Source organism: Geomonas sp. (genome assembly GCF_056994735.1).
In genome coordinates this window covers 1-1100 of the sequence record NZ_JBXKJL010000117.1, presented here as the reverse complement: position 1 = coordinate 1100, position 1100 = coordinate 1, and the positions used below count along the sequence as shown (strand labels likewise).

Below are 1100 nucleotides of genomic sequence, written 5' to 3'. Positions count from 1 at the left end.
ACGGGATCGAGATCTCTCCGGACCTGGTGAGCACGGTGACCGATTCGGTGATCGAAGAGGTCGGGGCCTGGCAAGGCCGGGGGCTGGAATCGACCTACGCCGTGGTCTTTTTCGATGCGATCCGGGTGAAGATCCGCAACGAAGGCCTGGTGAACAATCGCGCTGTCTACCTCGCCATCGGGATGCGCTGCTCGGGGCACAAGGAGATCCTCGGCATCTGGATCGAGCAGACCGAGGGCGCGAAATTCTGGCTGCGTGTGATGAACGAGATCCGAAACCGCGGGACGCAGGACATCCTGATCGCCGTGGTCGACGGCCTCAAAGGCTTCCCTGAGGCGATCACGACGGTGTTTCCGAAGACGGTCGTTCAAACCTGCATCGTGCACTTGATTCGCTTCTCGATGCACTTCGCTTCCTGGAAGGAGCGTCGGCTGGTGGCCGCGGCGCTCAAGCCGATCTACCAGGCCGAATCGGCCGAGATTGCCCGCGAGCGGCTCGAGGAATTTGATCGCGGCCCACTCGGCCGGAAGTATCCGGCGATCGCGCAGAGCTGGCGACGGAACTGGGAGCAGGTGATTCCCTTCTTCGCCTTCGCTCGCGAAGTCCGAAAGATTCTCTACACCACCAACGCCATCGAGAGCCTCAACGGCCAGGTACGAAAAGCCGTCCGCGTCCGCGGCCATTTCCCGAGCGAGGAAGCGGCCACCAAGCTCATCTGGCTGGTGCTGCGAAACGTCCAGGCGCGCTGGAAGAGCCCGCCGATCATGTGGCAGGCTGCCAAGGCACAGCTGGCCATCCAATTCGAGGAGCGATTCATCCTGGCGGATTGATCCGATGCACAGACGAGAGCCGAACACTGGGTGGGGGGTAAACGGCGCAAGCGCTGGCATGGAGCCAGGCGCCGCGGCTGGGAGGGGCGCCTCGGCTCTCAATTCCAATTCACTGACTCACACACGAAATTCCTGACACGCCCGGCATGGATCTTCACTCCCGGGGTCTCGCGCTACCGATTCGTCTATCCGTGCTTCGCCGAGACCACCCCAGGAGCCATCGAGGCATGCGAAGCAGCCTGGGAGTTTTACGGCGGCGTCTTCCGGGCC

Annotated in this window: 2 protein-coding genes; both read left to right on the top strand. The window is 62.6% G+C overall.

Annotated features, from left to right (window positions below):
* Positions 1–830, top strand: an 830-nt coding sequence (locus AC11W3_RS05680; protein WP_484092625.1) for an IS256 family transposase, incomplete at its 5' end; no start/stop codon positions are given.
* 30 nt (positions 831–860) lie between these two features.
* Positions 861–1100, top strand: a 240-nt coding sequence (locus tag AC11W3_RS05675; RefSeq protein ID WP_484092624.1) for a hypothetical protein, incomplete at its 3' end; no start/stop codon positions are given.